Raw genomic sequence first — 23581 nt, 5'->3', positions numbered from 1 at the left:
GATGTTGGCTGACAGTCCGCCTTCGCGAGCAAGCTTCGCTCCTACAGGTTTGACGATATTCACTGTTTTGCGGAGTCCCAGCCCTATGAAGCACAACGTCATCCTTGTCGTGCTCGACGGCCTCAATTACGAAGTCGCGCGCCACGCCATGGGGCATCTGCAGGCTTACGTTGGCGCAGGACGCGCGGCACTCTACAAACTGGAGTGCGAACTGCCAGCCCTGTCCCGACCGCTTTATGAATGCATCCTGACCGGCGTTACGCCGATCGACAGCGGCATCGTTCACAACAATGTCTCGCGCCTGTCCAACCAGCGCAGCATCTACCATTACGCCACCGATGCGGGCCTTAAAACCGCCGCCGCGGCCTATCACTGGGTCAGCGAGTTGTATAACCGTTCGCCGTTCGTGGCCGCCCGGGATCGTCACACCGACGACCCCAAACTGCCGATCCAGCAGGGTCACTTCTACTGGAACGACCACTACCCCGACTCGCACCTGTTCGCCGACGCGGAAAACCTGCGTCTGCGCCATGCGCCGAATTTTTTATTGGTCCACCCTATGAACATCGACGACGCCGGGCACAAGCACGGCCTCGACACCCCGCAATACCGCAACAGCGCTCGCTCAGCCGACATCATCCTCGCCGATTACCTGCAAGGCTGGCTCGATGCCGGGTATCAGGTGTTGGTGACAGCCGACCACGGCATGAACAACGACCGCTCGCACAACGGCCTGCTGCCCGAAGAACGCGAAGTGCCGCTGTTCGTCCTCGGCGATGCCTTCAGCTTCAACCAGAACGCCGCACCGAAACAGACCGACATCTGCGGCACCGTCTGCGAACTGCTGGGCGTGCCCCACGACAAACCTGTGTGCCGGGAGCTGTTCAAGTGAACGCCATGACCCGCGGTAAATGGCTGGCCGTTCTGTGCCTGGTGCCCTTCGCGATTTTCTTCTTCGTGTTCCAGATCGCGCCGCTGCTCTGGGTGATGATCAATAGCCTGCAATCGGAAGAGTTTGGCTGGGGCCTGGCCAACTTCAGCAAAATCTTCAATTCGAAGTTCTATTTGCAGGCGATCCAGCACAGCCTCGAGATCAGTTTCTGGTCCAGCGTATTCGGCATCATCATCGCCGTACTCGGCGCCTATTCCCTGCGCCGGGTCGACTCGAAACTGCGCAACTTCGTCAACGCCTTCGCCAACATGACCAGCAACTTCGCCGGCGTGCCCCTGGCCTTTGCGTTCATCATTTTGCTGGGGTTCAACGGCACCTTCACCATCATGCTCAAACAGGCCGGGATCATTCAGGACTTCAACCTGTACTCGAAAACCGGGCTGATCATTCTCTACACCTACTTCCAGATTCCCCTGGGCGTGCTGCTGCTCTACCCGGCTTTCGACGCCTTGCGCGAAGACTGGCGTGAGTCCGCCGAATTGCTCGGCGCCAACGGCTGGCAATTTTGGCGGCACATCGGTTTGCCGGTATTGACCCCGGCGCTGCTGGGCACATTCGTCATCCTGTTGGCCAACGCCCTCGGCGCGTATGCCACGGTCTACGCCCTGACCACCGGCAACTTCAACGTGTTGCCGATCCGCATTGCGGCGATGGTCTCCGGCGACATTTCCCTCGACCCGAACCTGGCCAGTGCCCTGGCTGTGGTGCTGGTTGCGTTGATGACCGTTGTGACCATCGTGCATCAACTGCTGTTGAAGAGGAGCTACCATGTCTCGCGCTGAACTGGGCCCCGTCGGTGTCTATCACCGCGTCGTGGCGTATTTGCTGTTTGCCATTCTGCTGTTGCCGCTGCTCGGAACGCTGATCTACTCGATCTCCAGCAGTTGGTCCGCGACGATCATGCCCAGCGGTTTTACCTTCAAGTGGTACATCCAGCTGTGGAGCGATCCGCGCTTTCTCAACGCGTTCGGCCAGTCACTGCTGGTCTGTGTCGGCTCGCTGATTCTGTCGGTGGTGCTGATTCTGCCGCTGCTGTTCGTGGTGCATTACCACTTCCCGAAACTCGACGCGTTGATGAATATCCTGATCCTGCTGCCCTTCGCGGTGCCGCCGGTGGTGTCGTCGGTGGGGCTGTTGCAGCTCTACGGTTCCGGGCCGTTCGCGATGGTCGGGACGCCGTGGATTCTGATCGGTTGCTACTTCACCGTGGCGCTGCCGTTCATGTACCGGGCGATCACCAACAACCTGCAAGCCATCAACCTGCGCGACCTGATGGATGCCGCACAACTGCTCGGTGCCAGCACCTGGCAAGCTGCATTCCTGGTGGTGCTGCCAAACCTGCGCAAGGGTCTGATGGTGGCGTTGCTGCTGTCGTTCTCGTTCCTGTTCGGTGAGTTCGTGTTCGCCAACATCCTGGTCGGCACCCGCTACGAAACCCTGCAGGTCTACCTCAACAACATGCGCAACAGCAGCGGCCACTTCACCAGCGCGGTGGTGATCTCCTACTTCTTCTTTGTGCTGGTTCTGACCTGGGCGGCCAATATCTTGAACAAGGACAAAAGCGAATGAGCTATGTCAGCGTCCAACATCTTCAAAAAAGCTACGCGGGCACACCTGTATTTACCGACATCAACTGCGAAATCAAGAAAGGTGAATTTGTCACCCTTCTCGGCCCATCCGGTTGCGGCAAGTCCACCCTGCTGCGTTGCATCGCCGGCCTGACCTCGGTGGACGGCGGCAAGATTCTGCTGGAGGATCACGACCTCGTTCCGCTGAGCCCGCAAAAACGTGGGATCGGCATGGTGTTCCAGAGTTATGCGCTGTTCCCGAACATGACCGTGGAGCAGAACGTCGCCTTTGGTTTACGCATGCAGAAGGTCAACGCCGACGACAGCCACAAGCGCGTCGCCGAAGTGCTGGCACTGGTAGAGCTCAAAGACTTCGCCGCCCGTTACCCGCATCAACTGTCCGGTGGCCAGTGCCAGCGTGTCGCCCTCGCTCGCTCGCTGGTGACCCGGCCTCGGTTGTTGTTGCTGGATGAGCCGCTGTCGGCATTGGATGCGCGAATTCGCAAGCACCTGCGCGAACAGATCCGTCAGATCCAGCGCGAACTCGGTCTGACCACGATCTTCGTCACTCACGATCAGGAAGAAGCCCTGACCATGTCTGACCGAATCTTCCTGATGAATGAGGGAAAGATCGTACAGAGCGGCGATGCCGAAACCCTTTACACCGCGCCAGTCGATGTTTTTGCCGCAGGCTTCATTGGCAACTACAACCTGCTGGACGCCGACAGCGCGTCGAAACTATTGCAGCGACCGATCACCCATCGCCTCGCCATTCGCCCGGAAGCCATTGAACTGAGCCTCAATGGCGAACTCGATGCCCAAGTCCGCAGCCACAGCCTGTTGGGCAACGTGATTCGCTACCGGGTCGAGGCCCGGGGCGTGGAATTGGTGGTGGATGTGCTGAACCGTTCGGCGGCCGATCTGCACCCCGATGGTCAGCGCCTGGCGCTTTCCATCGATCCGACAGCCCTGTGTGAGGTAGCCTGATGGCCTTGCTGATGTTGAAGAGAGAACTGCACTGATGGCCCTGGCAATTTTTGATCTGGACGAAACCCTGATCCACGGCGACTGCGCCTCGCTGTGGAGCGAGCAGATGGCCCGCCTCGGCTGGGTCGATGGCGAATCCTTCCTGCGTCGCGACAAGGAATTGATGGATGCGTACGGCAGGGGCCACCTGGCCATGGAAGACTACATGGCCTTCAGCCTCGAGCCGATGATCGGCCGTACCCCGGAAGAGCTCGAACATTTGGTGGCGCCTTGGGTAGAAGACTTCATCGAGCCGATCATCTTCAGCGACGCCACCAAAGCCATCGCCGCCCACCGCAAGGCCGGCGACCGGATTCTGGTGATCTCGGCCTCGGGCACGCATTTGGTCAAGCCGATTGCTGACCGTCTGGGCATCGACGAGATTCTCGCCATTGAGCTGGAAGTGGCACATGGGGTGTACAGCGGCAACACGGTTGGCACCCTGACCTACCGCGAAGGCAAGATCACCCGATTGCTGGAATGGCTGGATGCCGAAGAGGAAAATCTTGAAGGCGCGAGTTTCTACTCGGATTCACGCAACGATTTGCCGCTGTTGCTGAAGGTGGATTTCCCCCATGTGGTGAACCCGGATCCGGTGCTGCTCGAACACGCCGAAAAGGCCGGCTGGCCAATCCATATCTGGAAATAACTCAAATCCTGTGGGAGCGGGCTTGCCCGCGATTTAGGCGACGCGGTGTGTCTGTCATACCGCGTCATCGTTCATCGCGGGCAAGCCACGCTCCCACAGGTGAGTGTCAAACCAGGCTTTCGTCGATCACCAACACCAGTTTGCCCGACACCTTATTGGTCGCCAGTTCCGCAAACGCGGCTTCGGCATCCTTGATCGCAAATGTTCTGGCCAGTTGCGGGCTCAAACGCCCTTCGGCAAACAGCGGCCAGACGTGCTGGCCGAGATCGCTGAACAAATCCGCCTTGAACTGCTCGTCTCGATTACGCAAGGTTGAACCCAGCAGTTGCACACGCTTGGCCAATACCTGCGCCAGATCCAGCTGCGCCTCACGACCGCCCATCAAGCCGATCAGCACCCACCGACCATCGCGAGCCAGCAGCTTAAGGTTCAACGCCGCGTAATTGCCACCCACCGGGTCGAGAATCACGTCGAACGGCCCGAGATCGTTCAAGCTATCCAGATCGTCGTTGCGCACCACTCCACCCTGCGCGCCCAACGCTTCACAGTAGGCCAGACGCTCGGCAGAACCGACGCTGACCCAGCACGGATTACCAAACGCCTTGCATAGCTGAATGGCTGCTGAACCGATTCCACTGGCCCCGGCGTGCAGAAGAACTTTCTCACCCGGTTTGAGCGCAGCCAGCTGAAACAAATTCAGCCAAACGGTCGCATACACTTCCGGCAACCCTGCCGCCTCGGCCAGGGACAAACCTTCGGGAACCGGCAACACATGCCGTCCGTCGACAACTACCTCTTCGGCCATCCCACCCCCGGCCAGCAAGGCGCAAACCCGATCACCGACCTGCCAGGAAGAGCCCGGGCCGACCTCGCTGATCACCCCCGAACACTCAAGACCCAGTACTTGACTGGCTCCCGGCGGTGGCGGGTAAAGTCCTGCTTTCTGTAACAAATCGGCGCGATTGAGTCCTGCTGCCGCCACACGGATGCGAACTTGTCCTACATCGCACGTAGGACTCGGCTCTTCAACCCACTCCACTCGCCCCTCAACGCCTTGCAATGCTTTCACAGTGCCTCCATAGTGAGTCTGGACTGAGCCCGAAGCTGTAGCGCCGGGCTTTTTGCATTATGCGACCGGTCCTTGTGGATCCGGCGACTTCAAAGACGGCCTAATATGCGTTATCAATTGTCCCCGCGTCGAATCAGCATGAAGCATCTGCTCCCCAGCACCGCCCTCGCTCTTGTCCTTGGTCTCGGTCTTTTGCCGATGTCGAGCAATTCGTTCGCAGCCAACAGCTGGGACAAGCTTCAGCCCGATCGTGATGAAGTAATCGCCAGTCTGAACGTCGTCGAATTGCTCAAGCGTCACCATTACAGCAAGCCACCGCTCGACGATGCACGCTCCGTGATCATCTACGACAGCTATATCAAGCTGCTGGACCCATCGCGCAGCTACTTCATGGCCAGCGATATTGCCGAATTCGACAAATGGAAAACCCAGTTTGACGACTTCCTCAAAAGCGGCGACCTGAACGCCGGGTTCACCATCTACAAGCGCTACCTGGACCGCGTCAAGGCGCGTCTGGACTTTGCCCTTGCCGAGCTGAACAAGGGCGTCGACAAGATCGACTTCACCGCCAGGGAAACCTTGCTGGTCGATCGTAAGGATGCTCCTTGGCTCAAGACCACCGCCGATCTGGACGACCTGTGGCGCAAACGCGTCAAGGACGAAGTCCTGCGGATGAAAATCTCCGGCAAAGAGTCGAAACAGATTCAGGAAACCCTGACCAAGCGTTACAAGAATCAGCTGACCCGTCTGGACCAGACCCGTGCGGAAGACATCTTCCAGGCGTACATCAATACCTTCGCCATGTCCTACGACCCGCACACCAACTATCTGTCGCCGGATAACGCGGAAAACTTCGACATCAACATGAGCCTGTCCCTGGAGGGCATCGGCGCTGTGTTGCAGAGCGATAACGATCAAGTGAAAGTCGTGCGCCTGGTGCCTGCCGGCCCGGCCGACAAGACCAAGCAGGTCGCACCGGCTGACAAGATCATCGGCGTGGCCCAGGGCAACAAGGAGATGGTCGACGTGGTCGGCTGGCGCCTGGACGAAGTGGTCAAACTGATTCGTGGCCCGAAAGGCACCGTGGTGCGCCTGGAAGTGATCCCGGCCAGCAACGCGCCGAACGACCAGACCACCAAGATCGTGCCGATTACCCGCGAAGCGGTGAAGCTCGAAGACCAGGCGGTGAAGAAGTCGGTCCTCAACCTCAAGCAGGATGGCAAGGACTACAAGCTCGGCGTCATCGAGATCCCGGCCTTCTACCTGGACTTCAAGGCCTTCCGTGCCGGCGATCCGGACTACAAGAGCACCACCCGCGACGTCAAGAAGCTGCTGACCGAGCTGCAGAAAGACAAGGTCGACGGCGTGGTCATCGACCTGCGCAACAACGGCGGCGGTTCCTTGCAGGAAGCCACCGAGCTGACCAGTCTGTTCATCGACAAAGGTCCGACCGTACTGGTGCGTAACGCCGACGGCCGGGTCGATGTGCTGGAAGATGAAAACCCGGGCGCGTTCTACAAAGGCCCGATGGCGTTGCTGGTCAACCGTTTGTCCGCCTCGGCTTCGGAGATTTTCGCCGGCGCCATGCAGGACTACCATCGCGCACTGATCATAGGCGGCCAGACCTTCGGCAAAGGCACCGTGCAGACCATTCAGCCGCTGAACCATGGCGAACTGAAACTGACCCTGGCCAAGTTCTACCGGGTTTCCGGCCAGAGCACCCAGCATCAGGGCGTACTGCCGGACATCGATTACCCGTCGATCATCGACACCAAGGAAATCGGCGAAAGCGCCCTGCCGGAAGCCATGCCATGGGACACCATTCGTGCGGCCATCAAGCCTGCGCTTGACCCGTTCAAACCGTACATCACGCAGCTCAAGTCCGAGCATGACGTGCGCACGGCCAAAGACGCGGAGTTCGTGTTCATCCGCGACAAACTGGCCCTGGCGCAGAAGTTGATGAGCGAAAAAACCGTCAGCCTCAATGAAGCCGACCGTCGTGCACAACACGCCGATATCGAAGCCAAGCAACTGGCCATGGAAAACATCCGTCGCAAGGCCAAAGGCGAAGAGCCGCTCAAAGAGCTGAAGAAAGAAGACGAAGATGCCATCGCGGCCGAGCAGGACAAGACCAAGCCAGAAGACGATGCTTATCTGAGCGAGACAGGGCGGATTTTGCTGGATTACTTGAAACTCAACACGGCGGTCGCCAAGCATTAAGATGATGGCAATTTAATGCTGACGCTCCCCGGAGCGTCATCAAACAGACATCATTCTGTCGTGAAATAAAGGACTGGGAGCTTTGCGCTCCCGGTCCTTTTTTTATCGCCAGAGATCGCCATGACCACAACCGAACAGCTGAGTGCCTTGAGCTCAATACTGACTCAAAGCGGTTTGCACAGCCTGTTCCAGCCGATCATCTCCCTCTCCGAACGACAGATCATCGGCTACGAAGCCCTCAGCCGTGGCCCCTCCAACAGTCCGCTGCACTCCCCCATCGCCCTGTTCGCGGTCGCCCGCCAGGCCGGTCGCCTCAGCGAACTGGAGATCGCTTGCCGTCAAAGTGCTTGCCGCCGCTTCAATGAGCAGCAACTGCCCGGCAAACTCTTCCTCAATGTGTCCCCGGAATCCCTGCTCGAAGCCGCCCACCAACCCGGACGCACCCTGCAACTGCTGCAGGATTTCGGCATACCGCCGAGCCAGGTGGTGATCGAACTCACCGAACAGACCCCGACCGACGATTTCCAGTTGCTGCAAACCGCCCTGCATCACTATCGGGCAATGGGTTTTTCCATTGCACTGGATGATCTGGGTGCGGGTTATTCGAGCTTGCGGCTCTGGTCTGAATTGCGCCCCGATTACGTCAAGATCGACCGGCACTTTATCGACGGCATTCATCAGGACGCGCTCAAGCGTGAATTCGTCGGCTCGATCCTGCAGATCGCCAAGGCTTCCCGGGCAAAAGTGATTGCCGAAGGCATCGAACTGCCAGAAGAACTGGCCGTGCTGACCGAAATGGGCGTCGATCTGGTCCAGGGCTATCTGCTCTGCCGGCCCCAGGAGCATCCGCCCCGCGATTCCCGAACCTTGATGCCCAAACCCAACACCACCGTAGCGATGCTGAACGAGGAAGTCAGTGACCTCAGCGCCTTGCTCAACGACCAACCGGCGGTGACCAGCGACACCCCGACCGCCACCGTGCTGGAAGCCTTTCGCCGCCAGGCCAACCTGAACTCCCTGGCGGTGCTCGACAAGCAGGGCCAGCCGTGCGGCATCGTCCATCGTCATTCACTCTCGGACGCACTGCTCAAGCCCTTTGCCACCGACCTGTTCGCCCGCAAACCCATCAGCCGCTTGATGAGCGACGATTTCCTGGCCGTGGAACTGAGCCAATCGCTGCAACAGGTCAGCCGCTTGATCACCAGCCGCGCCCGCCAACGCATCGAAGAAGACTTCATCATCACCCTCAACGGCGGCTATCTGGGCTTGGGCCGAGTGATCGACGTGCTCAAACTGATTACCGAACTGAAAATCCAGCAAGCCCGCTATGCCAACCCGCTGACCCTGCTGCCGGGCAACGTGCCGATCCAGCAATGCCTGACACGCCTGCTGCAACAGGAACGGGAATCGGTGATCTGCTACGTGGACATCGACAGCTTCAAACCCTTCAACGACATCTACGGCTACGGTCGCGGGGATGAAGTCCTACTGTGTTTGGCGCAATGCCTGAACGACCGCGTCGACCCATCCCGCGACTTCGTCGGCCATATCGGCGGCGACGACTTCCTGCTGGTGCTCGGCCCGGAAGACTGGCGCAAACGCCTGAACCAACTGCTGGACGACTTCCACAGCCAATGCCGACGCTTCTACCGCAGCGAACACCTGGAAGCCGGCTGCTTCATCGCCCCCAACCGCCAGGGCGTAAGACAGGAATTTCCACTACTGTCCCTGTCCATCGGCGTGGTGCATTTGCATCCACAGGTTTGTGGACAACTCGATGCGAGCCAGTTGGCGGAAATGGCTTCGCAGGCCAAGCATCACGCGAAGAATGTGCCGGGGTATAGCGTGCATGTGATTGATAGTCTGGCGGTGTCCAGACCTGAAGAAGAACTGCTCATTGGGCATCGCTGATTGATCTGACGCCTTCGCGGGCACCACACAATTCCAGGACTAATCCATCACTAGGCACCGCCCGAAGACCCCGCCAAAAAATTTCGCTCAAAAAAGCAAACGTGGCGGAAGGCTTCGCTGAAGCCTGGCTTGATTTTCTCCATTAGGGAAGTGCGCATCGCCCCACCACATGTGGTCAGGCAGGCTTGAGCAGGCTGGATCAATGTCAGGGAGTGGAAACAACCGACCTCGATGACAAAACCAAGGGTAGCAGACACCCACGTTTTAGCCGCCCGTAACCTGGAGATTGAGCTACTGAGGGCGGGGTAAATGAAAGTTATTGTCAATGATGGTTTGTACTATTTCTACCGACCCGTTTATGGCGAACTGAGCACCCATGCATACGAGTAGAAAGCCCATCAGGCGTGATATCGCATCAATGCCTGACTCCCCTGTTATTTTCATGATCAATCCTGAGCTGCGCAGGCAGACCCAGAGAATAATCGCAGTAAACAAGAAGATTAACGGCGGCGCGGTTAATACCACCCAGGCTGGAAATAACGTGCTGTGCTTAATGGTCGCGGAAGCGCTGATAATCATCGCGATGGTTCCTGGCCCGGCAGTACTGGGCATGGCCAGCGGAATGAAGGCGAAACTAGCCTGTTCCTTTGGGCTGTTGGCGGCAGCAGAAGCCTGGACAGGTGGCGGGAAGAGCATCTTCAAGCCCATTATTATGAGAATGCCACCGCCTGCCATTCGCAAGCCTGGAATGGAAATGTTGAAAGCGTCCATCACAAACTCACCTATGTAATAGGTCAGTGCCATGATGAGAAAAACATAGAGCGAAGTTGCAAGCGCCTGTTTGTTTTTTTCTTTTTGGGTAAGGCCTTTGCTCAGGGCGATAAATAAAGCCACTGTTGTAGGCGGATTGGTCAGTGGCAGTAACGCCAGTAATCCAAGCGCGATAGCATTCAACAAATCTGTCATATCGAAGCGTCCGCAGTAGCCTTCTTCAAGGTCTTTGCTTGTCAGGCACCTTAACGCGAGGTTTTGATCTTCATGACCTCGGTGTAGATGGCATTGATTGTCTGACCCACCTGGAGCTTCTTCATTTTGGCCTGAAGTTGCGGGTCCTCGACCTTCAGGACGGTCAGTTCGCCTTCCGGCGGAAGCAAGGTCACTTCATGTTTTTTCAAGTCAATGCGAGTGATCTTTGAAGTGACCTTGACCTTTCGAACCGCCTCACCGCCCGGATCAGGATTGTGCTGGGTGGTACGGACCGATTCGTTGCTGACCCCTGGCGCAGCGTCGACATTCGTGTCGAGCACATAGGCGACCGAGCGAATAACGTGGATATCGACCTTGTCGCCAACCTTCAAATTGTTCAGGGTCTTGGCTTTTTCCGTGAGCTGGATGGATACCGGGCTTTTGTTGGCGTCTTCTATGGTGACTTGATGATTCGCCGGATCAACGGCCAGCACCCGCGTGACGATGTGACCTTCCATGGAATGGCTACCCAACGGCACCTCGGATGCATGGGCCGTAAAGCCGATCGCGGCCATGATCGAGGCAAGGGTTACAACGGCAAGGGAGGGAATCGGTTTCATGGGCCTGTTTTTCTTTTGTTGGCAGGTAGAACAGCACGGATTACCGGTGGGAGCGTTTTGCACACAGGTCAAAGCATAGACATTGATTGCGGGGATGCCCCATCACAGTGTCGATTGGGCTGTTCGCTTGTTTTGTCAGATCTTCGATCAGTAGGCTGGAGTTGAATTTGATGTGCTCGTGTTGAATGCGAGTGGCAGCTTCTGGCCGATGTCTGCCTGTCGCCACCGTCAGTTTCGGGTCAATAGCTGCCCTCCCCACAGCCATAAGCGCTCGTTTGGGAACGGAAAATAAATCTGCCCACTTTATTACGATTTTTTCTTCACCCAGGTTTCACCATGCACGGCAACCAGTAGCCACTGACTGTCCCGCAGGCCGCCCATTCAGCTCGTCAGTCCACGATGCCCCTTGTCATGAAATGTAAATTCGCTGTCGTGCGATGCGAGGTGGCCGCACCCGCTGCACCCTAGAGTCGGAGACAAACACCGCAACCGGGCCCAGCGCCAGAAACACGAGAGCCGCCATGAGCAGATCAACCCGAGCGAGCGAGACCGCAACCCCCACCCAGCGCCCCCCGGTGACCGGCCGAAAACGTCGCGCTCGCAAGGATGGCGATCTCCCGGACAACCCCCAGCAACAAAAGCAGATCGGCATCGCTGCCAATCAGGCCCTGGCAGGCAATCCGCTAGTCAGCATGCGCGCGGCGGACCTGGCCAGCTCGGCCGGTTACCTGCTCAAGGCCGTGGGTAAGTCGCCGCTCAAGGCTGGCGCCCATCTGGGTGGCTACCTGAAGGAGCTGCGCGGCATCGTCGGCGGCAACTCCGATATCGCGCCGGACCCGAAGGACAAGCGCTTCGTCGATCCGGCCTGGCAATCCAACGCCTTCCTGCGCGCGCTGCTGCAGGCCTATCTGGCCGGGCAAAGTGAGCTGACCCGCTTCATCGAATCCACCGACCTTGCCCCGCTGGAAAAGAGCCGAGCCCGATTCGTAGCAGCACTCCTGGCCGATGCAATGGCACCGAGCAACTCGCCGCTGACCAATCCGGCGGCGCTGCGCAAGCTGGTGGACACCGGTGGCATGAGCCTGGCCAGGGGCCTCCGCCAATTTGGCGAGGATATGCTGAACAACCGTGGGCTCCCGAGACAGGTCGACAGCACGCCGTTCAAGGTTGGGGAAAACATCGCCACGGCCAAGGGCGAAGTGGTATTTCGCACCGAGATGTTCGAGCTGCTGCAGTTCGCGCCCACCACCGAAAAGGTCTATGCCCGGCCCTTGGTGATGTCGCCACCGCAAATCAACAAGTACTACGCCATCGATCTGTCGCCGGAGAAAAGCCTGATCAAGTGGATTCAGGACAGCGGCGTGAACTTCTTCGTCATCAGCTGGCGCAATCCCACCAGCGAGCACCATGACTGGGGCTTGTCCGATTACGCGCTGTGCCTCGACCAGGCTGTGGACGTGGCGCGCAAAATCACCGGTAGCCCGGATGTAAATATGTGGGGCTCCTGTTCGGGGGGCATCACCTTGGCCGCCTACCTGGGGTGGCTGGCGGCTCGTGGCGAAGGCCACAAGGTGGCCAACACCAGCTGGGCCGTGTGCGTACTCGACATGCCCTCGGTGCTGGACGACACCACCCTGGGGTTATTCGCCACCCCTTCCGCCCTGCGCGCAGCCAAGGCCAGCTCCCGGCGCAAGGGCGTGCTGAGCGGCCAGAGCATGGCCCGCATGTTCGCCTGGATGCGGCCCAACGACCTGATCTGGAACTACTGGGTCAACAACTACCTGCTTGGCAATAAGCCGCCGGCCTTCGACATCCTGGCCTGGAACAACGACACCACGCGGCTACCCGCCCAACTGCACGCGGACTACCTCGACCTGGTCCAGCAGAACCCCTACAGCAACCCGGGCTCCCTTGAGATTGCCGGCGAGTCGATCGACATGACCCAGGTGAAGGTGGGGGCCTATGTGGTTGGCGGCACCACCGACCACATCACCCCCCTGGCAGGGTTGCTACGGCACTGCCCGGCTGTTGGGTGAGGACACAACCTACGTGCTGTCCAACGCCGGCCACCTGCAGAGCCTGGTGAACCCGCCGGGCAACCCCAAGTCGTTCTACTACGCGGCGCCTGCCACCGCCGAGACCCCGGAGACCTGGCTGCAAAACGCCGGGGAGCGCCAGCCAGGCAGCTGGTGGCCGCATTGGCGCGAATGGATCGGGCAGCGCTCGGGCGACATCTTGCCGGCACCGAAGAAGCTCGGCTCGCGCAAGTACCCGCCCCTCTGCCCCGCACCTGGCACCTATGTCATGGAGCGTTGAGGCTGCCATCTCTTCCTCGAGCTGACCCCACGCCACCCCGTGGGTTTCAGCGCTTTACGCAGGTGAGGATCGACCAAGCGGCGCGACCCGTGAGTCTCGTCATGATCGATGGTAGATGGCTGAAGATCAGGCTTGAAGGTTGCTGCGGTAGCCAACGCCGGATTGCAGGTTTTGGGGCCGCTACGCAGCCCAATGGGAGCAAGCTCCCTCGCCACAAAATCGCGCGGCGCTACTCCGAAGACCGCGCCCGCAACCGCCGCCCAATCACATCCAGCTCATCGCAGCCATCGCGCAACGGAATAGCGCATAGCAAGGCAAAGTCGCTGAGTATCGTCGAATCACACTCGACTGAGCCGCGCATGGACAGGTTCTCAAGTACTTGGGTGACGGCGCGAATTCGATAGCTGGCAGCGTCGGACAAAATATCGAGTGGCGCGTGGGTATCGACAAACAGCGTGGGCATGTCGGTGCAGTTGCTGGTGAGCGCCATGAAGCGGCTTTTGGGGTGGGGAATTGGTTTTTCGTAGGGTGGATCAGGGGTAATTGCTGTCATTGTTTGATTCCTAACGTATGGATTGGAGCCGCCAGAAATCACTTCCACGCAATAGGTGGCGGCTGTACGCAGGTGTGGAAGACCGGGACGTTAGGCACCCGGCGCACTCGAAAGCGCCCCGCGCACAGCCACCATAAAACACAGACGATAAAAAACGCCGAACTGGTGGCGTTTGATGCGCCTAACGATAGAAGGGCTTCCACGCCCTGTCACTGAATTTGCAGTGACGCCCCCAAGACTATCGATGGAGCGCATCGCGCACCAGTTCATGCAAATCGCTACAACTTGAAGGAATTCTCCGATGGATCTGCCCGGCAATAAACGCGCGAGACTTTGCGGGGGATCGATCAGGAAAGAAGTCGGGAAAGGATGATGTTGATGTAGGGCGATTCGCTAATGATCACTCAATTAATCCACAAGCAGGCAGAAACGCAAACGTGGCGAGCGGTTTCCCTCACGCCACGTTCGTTTGTCAGACATGCAATTGTTTAATCTACAGAATCACGAGACGCCAACTCTTTCAATTTGAGTTCGGCCAGCGGATGCCCGGCCTTCGCTGCCATTTCCCACCAGCGAGCTGCTTCCACCGCATCCGGCGCCTTGCTCGGCGTCCCCGCCAGGCTGATCACGCCAACCTGATACGCCGCCTTGCCATCCCCCGCCAACGCGGCCAGGCGCAGTAATCGCCCGCCTTCCTCGCGAGCCCCAAGACCAACGCCGCGAAAGACCAGAATGTGGCCGTAGAAGCTCTGGGCGCCGACATCGCCCAGGTTCGCCATACGCGCGAACTGGCCCTCGAGCCAGCTCCAGCCTCGCGGTTGACGCACAAACCACGACCAGTGAAACAACCGGCGGGCCAGCCAGTAACCGGCCCGCGCCTTGAGTCGTAAAAACACTCAGGCTTCTGCCGACTCGGGGTACTCGTATTCGAACACCCGCACCACTTCCGAGGCATGCCAGGACGCGGCAGCCACGCCATCGGACGGTCCGGAGAAGCGCCCGAGGCGCTCGACACATTCGAAGAAACCAGTGCGCGGCAAGCGACTGGCGCCTTGGCTGATCACCAACGAGCTGCGCAACGGCTGCTCGGCTCTGGCATCCAGCGCGGCCAGGTGCTCAAGGGCTGCGGTCAAGGTTTGCATGGCCGGCGTGGGTAGCTGCAAACGCTCCAGCAACGCCCGATAAGTCAAAAGATGGCGCTGACGACGCGCCTGATCCAGCTCCCCCAGCAATCCATCCCAATGTTGACGACTGATGCGTACGCTCACGATTCATCCCTCCATCCTGGCACCGTCAATTCCCAGGCGAGGCTGCGGCGAATAGCAGCGTCGGGTTGACGCTCACCGCTTTCGATCAAGGCGAGATATGACGGGCTGATGCCTACCGTGCGGGCCAGCGCCTCAATGGCGATGCCCTTCCCTTCGCGCAAATTGCGTAGTTGATCCAGACCCGGAAGAATCTGGTCTGGTGCCGCCGCGGGAGGCACTGTGGCGTCACGCGGTGGTTGTTGCTTGATGCCTGCTGCTTTCAGTAGAGCCTGATACTGAGCCCATGGCAGAACCGCATATTCGGGCTCGCCTTCGCGTGTAATTATCTGAATATCCATGACTACCCCGTAGGACAACGACACTTAGCGAGTCGGCGCTTTTCCTTAGAAGTGTAATCCTAACAGCGGCCAAGGTCGCGGGGGGGTATGAATATATGGACGATTCTGAATTGGCTCAGTTTTTTTTCGGGCCCTGCAGCTGTAATTGTTCGGGGGTATCAGGCAAGCGTTCGACTACCGCGAGCTTCTCCGGCAGCTGGCGCTCGCGCCAGGCGCGGAAGGCGTTGAGCTCGTCATCGAGGACTTTCATCAACCAGGCCAGCACGGCAATGTCGTCGAGCATGCCGAATACCGGGATGAAATCCGGGATGGCATCCACCGGGCTCAGGAAATACATCAGGCCGGCCACCACCGAAAGCAGTGCTTTGGGGCTGATGGCCCGGTATTCGCCACGCCAGTAAGCCAGGCAGAGTGCCTGCAACAGGCGCAGATCGTCTTTGAGCTTGCCCAGACGATTACCCTGGCTGGCACTTTTGCTGGCAACCGCAAACAGCAAGGTAGGCAAACGGCCACGGGCGAGCAGGCGCCCGGCCAGTGGCAGGAAACGGGCGAAATTCCAGGGCATTTTCATCTTTTCCTCCCGCTGAAATGTTATCCACACAAATTGTGGATAACCTTGTGAACAGAGCTGCATTTCATCGCTGAAAGCCCCGTTTCATAAGGGCCTGACTCAGATCGGGCGTTTTTTACTCACATAAAAAAACCCAAGATTTCATTGACTTGGCGCTCCAGCCCGTCTACCTCAGGCGCCCTCAATGGCTATGACTCCAGCGTACCCGCATCTGTTCGGTTTGTTTACCTTCGCTTAACGCCAGATACAACAACGCCCCGCATAAGCGAGGCGTTGTTTTCAGAGCAGACGCGGATTACTGGGCAGCGTCTTGTTTCGCTGGATCCTTGATCCCCAGCAGCTCCAGGTCGAATACCAGCACCGAGTTGGCTGGAATCGCAGGGCTTGGGCTTTGGGCGCCGTAAGCCAGTTCGCTAGGGATGTACAGTTTGTACTTCTCGCCAACGTGCATCAGTTGCAGACCTTCGACCCAACCCGGAATCACACCGCTGACCGGCAGATCGATCGGGCTGCCGCGCTCGACGGAACTGTCGAAAACGGTGCCGTTGGTCAGCTTACCGGTGTAGTGAACAGTCACTACGTCGGTCGGCTTAGGCTGAGCGCCATCGGCCTTCTTGACCACTTCGTATTGCAGGCCGGAAGCCGTGGTGGTGACACCCGCTTTCTTGCCGTTTTCTTCGAGGAATTTCTTGCCGGCGGCTGCCGCCTCTTCGCTCATCTTGGTCAGACGCTCTTCAGCACGCTTTTGCAGTGCAGCGAAGGCTTCGACCAACTCTTCATCTTTCAGCTTCTGTTCTTTCTTGCCGACGGCATCTTCGATGCCCTGGGCTACCGCTTTGGAATCCAGATCATCCATGCCTTCCTGAGCCAGGCTTTTGCCCATGTTCAGGCCGATACCGTAGGAAGCTTTTTGCGCCGGGGTTTTCAGCTCTACGCTGGTCTGCGAATCACAACCCGCAAGTACCAGGCCAACCAGGGCCACCGCCGCCGCCAACCGATGCTGTTTCATGCTATTTCCTTGTTCATGCGCCTAAAGGGCAATCGAGTAAAGCCGCGAGCTTATCAGGCCGCCACGACCAATGGCTACCGGCATGAGAGCAGGAAACGTCTGATAAGTTCAGGGGTTTAAACGCATTTCGGCTATAGAAGGATGAAGCTTCTGTCATTTGGCTCTTATAGACTCAAGGGCCGGTTCCCACAGCCTCTGGCGTAATGGCCTCTTGCCGCACTTCGCCAGCTGAGGCATAAGAGAGCTACAAATTGACAAGGATGTTTATCGTGCGCCTCATATTCCGTTTGCTGATTCTGATCGCAGTACTGTTGGGGCTAGGCCTCGCCGTAGTGCTGTATTACGTCGCCAACCCGAAATTGCCGGTTTGGTCACCGGCGCAACAGGTGAATTACCTGGAGCAATGGAGCGCCGCCGACCGCCAGGCTTACTACTTCACACCTCAAGGTACCCAGGTCAAAGGCTTGCGTTATGACTGGTTCAACGCCCTGGAATTGCCCTTCTCGCAAAAACGATTCGCCGCTCCCGAATACCTCGCACGCTTTGGTTTTCTGATCGACCCGAGCCAGAAAGCCACGCCGAACAACCCTGGTAACCTGCCCGTCGGTTTTGCCCGTCATCAAAACCCCGGCAGCCAGGACGAGTTTCTGGACATCACCTGCGCCGCCTGCCACACCGGCGAATTGCGCTTCAATGGCCAAGCCGTACGCATCGACGGCGGCTCGGCCCAGCATGTATTGCCATCCAGCGTTCCGACCCTGCGAGGCGGCAGCTTCGGCCAGGCACTGGTGGCCAGCCTCGCCTCGACTTACTACAACCCCTGGAAATTCGAACGTTTCGCCCGCAACGTTCTGGGTCAGGACTACGACGCACGGCATCAACAACTACGCCGGGATTTTAAAGTCTCACTCGATACCTTCTTGAAAGTGGCCTGGAACGATACCCATCGCGGCCTCTACCCCACCGAAGAAGGCCCCGGCCGCACCGATGCCTTCGGGCGAATTGCCAACGCCAGCTTCGGCGACGCGATTTCACCCGCCAACTACCGCGTGGCCAACGCTCCGGTGGACTACCCGCAACTGTGGGACATGTGGACCTTCGACTGGGTGCAGTGGAACGGGTCGGCGCAGCAACCGATGGCCCGTAATATCGGTGAAGCCTTGGGTGTGGGCGCCACGCTGAATTTCTTCGACAGCAGCGGGCAGCCGCTCAAGGGCGACGACCGCTACCCGTCCAGCGTCCGGGTACGCGATCTGCACCAGATCGAAGAAACCCTGCAACGACTCAAACCGCCTGCCTGGCCGGAAGCCCTGTTGGGCAACATCGACAAGCCCCTGGCCGCAAAAGGCAGCGTTCTATTCGCTGAAAACTGCGCCGGGTGTCACGTACCCCGCGTCACCCAAAGCGAAGGCAGGCCGGTGCAACATCTGAAATTGCTGCCCGTGGAGGTGATCGGTACAGATCCCGGCGCGGCCAACAATATTGCCGACCATCGCTTCGATCTCACTGCCTTGCAGTGGGATCCGGCAGAACTGGCGCAACTGGACGTAAAACTGCACCCCAAACCCACAGAACCCTTGGATATGAGCCAGTTGTCAGTGGCCAAGGGGCTAGCCTATGTCACTGCTTTCGTGAGCAACCAGGCCTACCGCGCAGCCAATGTGACACCCGCGGAGCGACCGAACCTGGACGGTTTCGGCCTGCCTATCGGCGTCCAGGAATTGCGCAGCTACAAGGCCCGACCACTGGCGGGCGTCTGGGCCACGCCGCCGTTTCTGCATAACGGTTCGGTGCCGAGCATCTATCAACTGCTTTCGCCCCAGGCTGAACGTCCGATCACCTTCTACAAAGGCACCTTCGAATACGATCCCAAACACCTGGGCTATCGTACCGAAGCCTTTCCCAACGGATTCGAGTTCGACACGCGCATCACCGGCAATCACAACAGCGGCCACGAATTCCGCGCTGGCGAGCGCGGCAATGGCGTGATTGGTCGCCTGCTGCAACCGGAGGAACGCTGGGCGCTGCTGGAGTACTTGAAAGTGTTAGGCGGCCCTTTGGAGTCGCAATTGGCCACCCAGCTCACTCAAAAGGATTGACCCATGCTGATCACTCTCTGGTTGCGCCTGGGCGCCTTCCTCGGCAAAACCCTGCTGTGGTTGCTGGGTCTGGGCCTGCTCGGTTGGGCGCTGATCATGGCCTGGTCCGCCTGGCAGCATCGCGGCCCGGTATCGGCTGAAGAACTGATTCCGGACGGCGAAGCGGCAATGACCCAGGACATCATCCAGACGGCCGTGCGTATCGTCGATCAACACCGTGAAAGTACTCGCTACCTGCGCGATGCCCATGCCAAGGCCCATGGCTGCGTAAAGGCCGAGGTTCAGGTGCTGCCGGATCTGGCGACGGCGTTACGCCAAGGCGTTTTCAGCGAGCCCGGCAAAACCTGGCAAGCGACGATACGGCTGTCCAATGGCAATGCGTATCCGCAGTTCGACAGCATCCGCGATGCTCGGGGCATGGCGATCAAACTGTTCGATGTGCCTGGTAAACAGTTGCTGAGTGACCGACAAGGGCGCAACGAACAGGATTTCGTGATGTTCAACCATCCGAACTTCTTTGTCAGCGATGTCGCGGAGTATCGTCAGAATGTGGCCGCTCAGGCTGATGGCAAAAAGGCGATGGCGTTCTTCCCGGGCTGGGACCCGCGCACCTGGCAGGTTCGCCATCTGTTTATTGCGCTGGCGACGCTCTCCCCTGCCCCGGCAAGCCCGACGCAGACCACTTACTTTTCGGTTTCGCCATACAAGTTCGGTGAGGCCAACGCCAAATTCCGGGTGATGCCGGATCCTGATAGCTGCCCGGCCTACGCACTGCCCACGCAAAATCAGAACCTGCCGAACTTCCTGCGTAGCGCGTTGAACCAGCAGTTATCGACTGACCGGGTGCCGGCGTGTTTCGTTTTGCAGATCCAGCGTCAGGATGCGGGCAAGTACATGCCGATCGAAGACACCAGTATCGAGTGGAGCGAAAGCGACGCACCCTTCGAAACCGTAGCCAGGATCAAACTGCCTGCCCAGGATTTCGACACCCCGGCGCTGAACCTGCAATGCGACAACCTGTCGTTCAATCCATGGTTCGGCCTTGAAGCCCATCGGCCGATTGGCGGGATCAACCGGTTGCGCAAAGCGGTGTATGAGGCCGTCAGCGACTACCGGCACAGTCGCAACGCCGAACAATAAGCAAGGTAGAAACGAAAAAAGCGACCCGAGCAGGTCGCTTTTTCAGTGGAAGGCCAGCACAAAGCCAAATCCCAGACAGCAAAAAGCCCGCATTAAGCGGGCTTTCTGTGGTGATCTGGCGTTCAGCGTTCCAGATACCGAATATGGCGCAGCGGACGGGACTCGAACCCGCGACCCCCGGCGTGACAGGCCGGTATTCTAACCGACTGAACTACCGCTGCGCGTAGCGTTGAAAGTAAGTGGTGGGTGATGACGGGATCGAACCGCCGACATTCTGCTTGTAAGGCAGACGCTCTCCCAGCTGAGCTAATCACCCTTTACCTTCGTTGCGGGGCGCATTGTGCCACAGATTTTCATAAAGTGTTGATTTAATTGATAAAAAAATCAAAAAATTTGAAAACCGTTAAAACGACACACCCTGCAGGAACTTCAGACAGAAAAAAACCCGCGTTAGCGGGCTTTTCCGTGGTGACCTGGCGTTCAGCGTTCCAGGTTACCGAATATGGCGCAGCGGACGGGACTCGAACCCGCGACCCCCGGCGTGACAGGCCGGTATTCTAACCGACTGAACTACCGCTGCGCGTAACACTAAAGCGAATGGTGGGTGATGACGGGATCGAACCGCCGACATTCTGCTTGTAAGGCAGACGCTCTCCCAGCTGAGCTAATCACCCTTCACTTTCGGTGTGGCGCGCATTCTACGGAGCGCCCCAACCTCTGGCAAGCACTTTTTTAATTAATTTTCTCAGGCCTTCCAAAGGCTTAGAGAAGGGTTGGCCTATGGCACACGGAGGACAATAATGCCCCCCTTTGTATGAAGGAGAGACTCACCCCATGTGGTTCAAAAACCTGCTTATCTATCGCCTGACCCAAGATCTGCCTTTTGATGCCGAGGCGTTGGAAACTGCACTGGCCACCAAACTGGCGCGTCCATGTGCAAGCCAGGAGTTGACCACCTACGGTTTCGTTGCGCCATTCGGCAAGGGCGAAGACGCGCCGCTGGTGCACATCAGCGGCGACTTCCTGCTGATCGCCGCCCGTAAGGAAGAACGCATTCTGCCGGGCAGTGTCGTGCGTGACGCTGTGAAGGAAAAGGTCGAAGAGATCGAAGCCGAGCAAATGCGCAAGGTCTACAAAAAGGAACGCGATCAGATCAAGGATGAAATCATCCAGGCCTTCCTGCCCCGCGCCTTTATCCGCCGCTCGTCAACCTTCGCCGCTATCGCGCCGAAACAGGGCCTGATCCTGGTTAACTCGGCCAGCCCGAAACGTGCCGAAGACCTGCTGTCCACTCTGCGCGAAGTGATCGGCTCGCTGCCAGTACGTCCGCTGACGGTGAAGATGTCGCCGACCGCCACCATGACCGAGTGGGTCACCACGCAGAAAGCCGCGAATGATTTCTTCGTGCTGGACGAGTGCGAACTGCGCGATACCCACGAAGACGGCGGCATCGTGCGCTGCAAGCGTCAGGACCTGACCAGCGAAGAAATCCAGCTGCACCTGAGCACCGGCAAAGTGGTCACTCAACTATCGCTGGCCTGGCAGGACAAACTGTCGTTCGTGCTCGACGACAAAATGGTGGTCAAGCGCCTGAAGTTCGAAGACCTGCTGCAAGATCAGGCGGAACAGGACGGTGGCGACGAAGCCCTGGGCCAACTGGACGCGAGCTTCACCCTGATGATGCTGACTTTCGGCGACTTCCTGCCGTCGATGGTTGAAGCGCTGGGTGGTGAAGAGACACCGCAAGGTATCTAAAGGCAAATGATTGCCCCTGTGGGAGCGAGCCTGCTCGCGATAGCGGAGTTTCAGTCAACATCAATGTTGAATGTCAGTCCCTCATCGCGAGCAGGCTCGCTCCCACATTAGTTTTGTGGTGCTACTTAATAATAGGGATCAGGCCATGCGCGCACTGGCTGCATTGAGTCGTTTTGTCGGCAACACCTTCGCTTACTGGGTACTGATTTTCGCCGTCGTGGCGTTTCTGCAACCGACCTGGTTCATCGGCTTGAAAGGCGCCATCGTGCCGCTGCTGGGACTGGTGATGTTCGGCATGGGCCTGACCCTCAAGCTCGAAGACTTCGCCGAAGTCGCTCGCCATCCGTGGCGCGTGGCACTGGGCGTGGTCGCCCATTTCGTGATCATGCCCGGTGTGGCGTGGTTGCTCTGCCAGGTTTTCCACCTGCCGCCGGAAATCGCCGTCGGTGTGATTCTGGTCGGCTGCTGCCCGAGCGGCACTTCGTCGAATGTGATGACCTGGCTGGCGCGTGGCGATCTGGCGTTGTCGGTGGCCATCGCCGCCGTCACCACCCTCCTCGCTCCACTGCTGACACCAGCCCTGATCTGGCTGCTGGCCTCGGCCTGGTTGCCGGTGTCGTTCATGGAGCTGTTCTGGTCGATCCTGCAAGTCGTGCTGCTGCCAATCGTGCTCGGCGTGGTTGCCCAGCGTGTACTCGGTGATCGGGTGCGTCACGCGGTAGACGTGTTGCCACTGGTGTCGGTGGTGAGCATCGTGATCATCGTCACTGCCGTGGTGGCCGCCAGCCAGGCGAAGATTGCCGAGTCCGGCCTGCTGATCATGGCCGTGGTGATGTTGCACAACAGCTTCGGCTATTTGCTGGGTTACTTCACCGGACGTGTGTTCAACCTGCCGCTGGCCCAGCGCAAATCCCTGGCACTGGAAGTCGGCATGCAGAACTCCGGCCTGGGCGCGGCACTGGCCAGTGCGCACTTCTCGCCGCTGGCGGCGGTGCCGAGCGCATTGTTCAGCGTCTGGCACAACATTTCCGGGGCGCTGCTCTCCACCTATTTCCGTCGTATGAGCGAGATAGAGGATCGGAAAATCGCTGCTCAGCAGGTGGCTGACTAAGCCGAAAACTTGATCCTCGGGTTAATGATGGGCACTCTATTGCGCAACGCGGGGACGACCTCGCGGCTCGTTCGAGTCATTAGTCCGGGGACGACCCCATCCATCGATGAGGTCTGTGATGTCCTGGATCATTCTGTTTTTCGCCGGCCTGTTCGAAGTCGGCTGGGCCGTCGGCCTGAAATACACCGACGGTTTCAGCCGCCCTCTTCCTACTGCACTGACCATTGCCGCCATGGCGATCAGCCTTGGCCTGCTGGGCCTTGCCATGAAGGAATTGCCGCTGGGCACGGCCTATGCGGTCTGGACTGGCGTGGGTGCGGTGGGCACCGTGATCGCCGGGATCATTTTGTTTGGCGAATCCATGGCGCTGTTTCGGCTGGCCAGTGTGGCGTTGATCATTGCCGGGTTGGTTGGGCTCAAGGTTAGCGCTTAGGCCTCTA

The 23581-nt window shown here is 58.7% G+C and carries 21 protein-coding genes, 4 tRNA genes and 1 pseudogene; 13 read left to right on the top strand and 13 right to left on the bottom strand.

What is annotated here, in order from left to right:
- Window positions 1–85: 85 nt before the first annotated feature.
- Genes PSH97_RS08710 through PSH97_RS08690 form a run of 5 tightly spaced genes read left to right on the top strand, consistent with a single transcriptional unit; the run spans window position 86 to window position 4195 of the window.
- Complete coding sequence (locus PSH97_RS08710) at window positions 86–892, top strand: alkaline phosphatase family protein (protein ID WP_305448864.1); 807 nt, start codon at window positions 86–88, stop codon at window positions 890–892.
- Window positions 893–897: 5 nt separating this feature from the next.
- The gene (locus PSH97_RS08705; RefSeq protein ID WP_305449763.1) at window positions 898–1734 is read left to right on the top strand and encodes an ABC transporter permease; all 837 of its coding nucleotides are present in this window, start codon (window positions 898–900) and stop codon (window positions 1732–1734) included.
- On the top strand, window positions 1721–2521 hold the full coding sequence (locus PSH97_RS08700; protein ID WP_305448863.1) for an ABC transporter permease: 801 nt from the start codon (window positions 1721–1723) through the stop codon (window positions 2519–2521). Before PSH97_RS08705 ends, PSH97_RS08700 begins: the two co-directional genes overlap by 14 nt.
- Entirely contained in the window at window positions 2518–3507 is a 990-nt protein-coding gene (locus PSH97_RS08695; protein WP_305448862.1) for an ABC transporter ATP-binding protein, read from the top strand. The genes PSH97_RS08700 and PSH97_RS08695 overlap by 4 nt, the downstream gene beginning before the upstream one ends.
- 34 nt (window positions 3508–3541) lie before the next feature.
- Entirely contained in the window at window positions 3542–4195 is a 654-nt protein-coding gene (locus PSH97_RS08690; protein WP_305425929.1) for an HAD family hydrolase, read from the top strand.
- A gap of 106 nt (window positions 4196–4301) precedes the next feature.
- Here PSH97_RS08690 and PSH97_RS08685 read toward each other — a convergent pair whose 3' ends face one another.
- Window positions 4302–5264, bottom strand: a complete 963-nt coding sequence (locus PSH97_RS08685; protein ID WP_305448861.1) for a zinc-binding dehydrogenase — start codon at window positions 5262–5264, stop codon at window positions 4302–4304.
- A gap of 138 nt (window positions 5265–5402) precedes the next feature.
- On the opposite strand from PSH97_RS08685, the gene PSH97_RS08680 reads away from it, so the two are divergent.
- Both PSH97_RS08680 and PSH97_RS08675 read left to right on the top strand, forming a co-directional pair.
- Window positions 5403–7484, top strand: coding sequence for a carboxy terminal-processing peptidase (locus PSH97_RS08680; protein WP_305448860.1), 2082 nt, complete (start codon window positions 5403–5405; stop codon window positions 7482–7484).
- A 120-nt stretch (window positions 7485–7604) separates the two neighbouring features.
- Window positions 7605–9395, top strand: coding sequence for a bifunctional diguanylate cyclase/phosphodiesterase (locus PSH97_RS08675; RefSeq protein WP_305448859.1), 1791 nt, complete (start codon window positions 7605–7607; stop codon window positions 9393–9395).
- 291 nt (window positions 9396–9686) lie between these two features.
- On the opposite strand, the gene PSH97_RS08670 is transcribed toward PSH97_RS08675, so the two are convergent.
- Window positions 9687–10361, bottom strand: coding sequence for a MarC family NAAT transporter (locus tag PSH97_RS08670; RefSeq protein WP_305448858.1), 675 nt, complete (start codon window positions 10359–10361; stop codon window positions 9687–9689).
- 50 nt (window positions 10362–10411) lie between these two features.
- Window positions 10412–10981 (bottom strand): riboflavin synthase, encoded by a 570-nt coding sequence (locus PSH97_RS08665; protein ID WP_305448857.1) that lies wholly within the window; start codon window positions 10979–10981, stop codon window positions 10412–10414.
- Window positions 10982–11502: 521 nt separating this feature from the next.
- Between PSH97_RS08665 and PSH97_RS08660 the strand changes: the two are divergent.
- Window positions 11503–13297: pseudogene (locus tag PSH97_RS08660) on the top strand (alpha/beta fold hydrolase).
- A gap of 229 nt (window positions 13298–13526) precedes the next feature.
- On the opposite strand, the gene PSH97_RS08655 reads toward PSH97_RS08660, so the two are convergent.
- The 6 genes from PSH97_RS08655 to PSH97_RS08630 all read right to left on the bottom strand — a co-directional run bounded on the left by PSH97_RS08655 (window position 13527) and on the right by PSH97_RS08630 (window position 17036).
- Window positions 13527–13850, bottom strand: coding sequence for a hypothetical protein (locus PSH97_RS08655; protein WP_305448856.1), 324 nt, complete (start codon window positions 13848–13850; stop codon window positions 13527–13529).
- A gap of 488 nt (window positions 13851–14338) precedes the next feature.
- Window positions 14339–14746 (bottom strand): SEL1-like repeat protein, encoded by a 408-nt coding sequence (locus PSH97_RS08650; protein WP_305448855.1) that lies wholly within the window; start codon window positions 14744–14746, stop codon window positions 14339–14341.
- Entirely contained in the window at window positions 14747–15118 is a 372-nt protein-coding gene (locus PSH97_RS08645; RefSeq protein ID WP_007898892.1) for a hypothetical protein, read from the bottom strand.
- Window positions 15115–15456, bottom strand: coding sequence for a helix-turn-helix domain-containing protein (locus PSH97_RS08640; RefSeq protein ID WP_030131674.1), 342 nt, complete (start codon window positions 15454–15456; stop codon window positions 15115–15117). Before PSH97_RS08640 ends, PSH97_RS08645 begins: the two co-directional genes overlap by 4 nt.
- 115 nt (window positions 15457–15571) lie before the next feature.
- Complete coding sequence (locus PSH97_RS08635; RefSeq protein WP_305448854.1) at window positions 15572–16027, bottom strand: YkvA family protein; 456 nt, start codon at window positions 16025–16027, stop codon at window positions 15572–15574.
- 295 nt (window positions 16028–16322) lie between these two features.
- The gene (locus PSH97_RS08630; RefSeq protein WP_305448853.1) at window positions 16323–17036 is read right to left on the bottom strand and encodes an FKBP-type peptidyl-prolyl cis-trans isomerase; all 714 of its coding nucleotides are present in this window, start codon (window positions 17034–17036) and stop codon (window positions 16323–16325) included.
- 269 nt (window positions 17037–17305) lie between these two features.
- Here PSH97_RS08630 and PSH97_RS08625 point away from each other — a divergent pair, with 269 nt between their 5' ends.
- Window positions 17306–19135 carry a di-heme-cytochrome C peroxidase gene (locus PSH97_RS08625; RefSeq protein WP_305448852.1) on the top strand — a complete coding sequence of 610 codons (1830 nt, stop codon included), beginning with the start codon at window positions 17306–17308 and terminating at the stop codon, window positions 19133–19135.
- A 3-nt stretch (window positions 19136–19138) separates the two neighbouring features.
- On the top strand, window positions 19139–20275 hold the full coding sequence (locus PSH97_RS08620) for a catalase family protein (RefSeq protein ID WP_305448851.1): 1137 nt from the start codon (window positions 19139–19141) through the stop codon (window positions 20273–20275).
- 144 nt (window positions 20276–20419) lie between these two features.
- On the opposite strand, the gene PSH97_RS08615 is transcribed toward PSH97_RS08620, so the two are convergent.
- The 4 genes from PSH97_RS08615 to PSH97_RS08600 form a co-directional block, all read right to left on the bottom strand.
- Window positions 20420–20496: transfer RNA gene (locus PSH97_RS08615), tRNA-Asp, on the bottom strand.
- A gap of 19 nt (window positions 20497–20515) precedes the next feature.
- Window positions 20516–20591: transfer RNA gene (locus PSH97_RS08610), tRNA-Val, on the bottom strand.
- Window positions 20592–20778: 187 nt separating this feature from the next.
- Window positions 20779–20855 (bottom strand) — tRNA-Asp (locus PSH97_RS08605).
- Between the two features lie 18 nt (window positions 20856–20873).
- Window positions 20874–20949 (bottom strand) — tRNA-Val (locus PSH97_RS08600).
- A gap of 160 nt (window positions 20950–21109) precedes the next feature.
- Between PSH97_RS08600 and rdgC the strand changes: the two genes are divergently transcribed.
- The 3 genes from rdgC to sugE all read left to right on the top strand — a co-directional run bounded on the left by rdgC (window position 21110) and on the right by sugE (window position 23574).
- Window positions 21110–22030 carry a recombination-associated protein RdgC gene (gene rdgC / locus PSH97_RS08595; RefSeq protein ID WP_052967943.1) on the top strand — a complete coding sequence of 307 codons (921 nt, stop codon included), beginning with the start codon at window positions 21110–21112 and terminating at the stop codon, window positions 22028–22030.
- 145 nt (window positions 22031–22175) lie between these two features.
- The gene (locus PSH97_RS08590; RefSeq protein WP_305448850.1) at window positions 22176–23141 is read left to right on the top strand and encodes a bile acid:sodium symporter family protein; all 966 of its coding nucleotides are present in this window, start codon (window positions 22176–22178) and stop codon (window positions 23139–23141) included.
- 118 nt (window positions 23142–23259) lie between these two features.
- Entirely contained in the window at window positions 23260–23574 is a 315-nt protein-coding gene (sugE, locus tag PSH97_RS08585; RefSeq protein ID WP_038979745.1) for a quaternary ammonium compound efflux SMR transporter SugE, read from the top strand.
- Window positions 23575–23581 lie beyond the last annotated feature (7 nt).

The sequence above is a fragment of the Pseudomonas cucumis genome (genome assembly GCF_030687935.1).
GTDB classification, from domain to species: domain Bacteria; phylum Pseudomonadota; class Gammaproteobacteria; order Pseudomonadales; family Pseudomonadaceae; genus Aquipseudomonas; species Aquipseudomonas cucumis.
Note: the sequence above shows the minus strand (reverse complement) of the source record. Positions and strands in the feature narration are given on the sequence as shown.

Bases quoted from the DNA above. Each gene is read 5' to 3' on its own strand.
- PSH97_RS08710 (WP_305448864.1), top strand. From the start codon at position 86: ATGAAGCACAACGTCATCCTTGTCGTGCTCGACGGCCTCAATTACGAA.
- PSH97_RS08705 (WP_305449763.1), top strand. From the start codon at position 898: ATGACCCGCGGTAAATGGCTGGCCGTTCTGTGCCTGGTGCCCTTCGCG.
- PSH97_RS08700 (WP_305448863.1), top strand. From the start codon at position 1,721: ATGTCTCGCGCTGAACTGGGCCCCGTCGGTGTCTATCACCGCGTCGTG.
- PSH97_RS08695 (WP_305448862.1), top strand. From the start codon at position 2,518: ATGAGCTATGTCAGCGTCCAACATCTTCAAAAAAGCTACGCGGGCACA.
- PSH97_RS08690 (WP_305425929.1), top strand. From the start codon at position 3,542: ATGGCCCTGGCAATTTTTGATCTGGACGAAACCCTGATCCACGGCGAC.
- PSH97_RS08680 (WP_305448860.1), top strand. From the start codon at position 5,403: ATGAAGCATCTGCTCCCCAGCACCGCCCTCGCTCTTGTCCTTGGTCTC.
- PSH97_RS08675 (WP_305448859.1), top strand. From the start codon at position 7,605: ATGACCACAACCGAACAGCTGAGTGCCTTGAGCTCAATACTGACTCAA.
- PSH97_RS08670 (WP_305448858.1), bottom strand. From the start codon at position 10,361: ATGACAGATTTGTTGAATGCTATCGCGCTTGGATTACTGGCGTTACTG.
- PSH97_RS08665 (WP_305448857.1), bottom strand. From the start codon at position 10,981: ATGAAACCGATTCCCTCCCTTGCCGTTGTAACCCTTGCCTCGATCATG.
- PSH97_RS08655 (WP_305448856.1), bottom strand. From the start codon at position 13,850: ATGACAGCAATTACCCCTGATCCACCCTACGAAAAACCAATTCCCCAC.
- PSH97_RS08640 (WP_030131674.1), bottom strand. From the start codon at position 15,456: ATGGATATTCAGATAATTACACGCGAAGGCGAGCCCGAATATGCGGTT.
- PSH97_RS08635 (WP_305448854.1), bottom strand. From the start codon at position 16,027: ATGAAAATGCCCTGGAATTTCGCCCGTTTCCTGCCACTGGCCGGGCGC.
- PSH97_RS08630 (WP_305448853.1), bottom strand. From the start codon at position 17,036: ATGAAACAGCATCGGTTGGCGGCGGCGGTGGCCCTGGTTGGCCTGGTA.
- PSH97_RS08620 (WP_305448851.1), top strand. From the start codon at position 19,139: ATGCTGATCACTCTCTGGTTGCGCCTGGGCGCCTTCCTCGGCAAAACC.
- rdgC (WP_052967943.1), top strand. From the start codon at position 21,110: ATGTGGTTCAAAAACCTGCTTATCTATCGCCTGACCCAAGATCTGCCT.
- PSH97_RS08590 (WP_305448850.1), top strand. From the start codon at position 22,176: ATGCGCGCACTGGCTGCATTGAGTCGTTTTGTCGGCAACACCTTCGCT.
- sugE (WP_038979745.1), top strand. From the start codon at position 23,260: ATGTCCTGGATCATTCTGTTTTTCGCCGGCCTGTTCGAAGTCGGCTGG.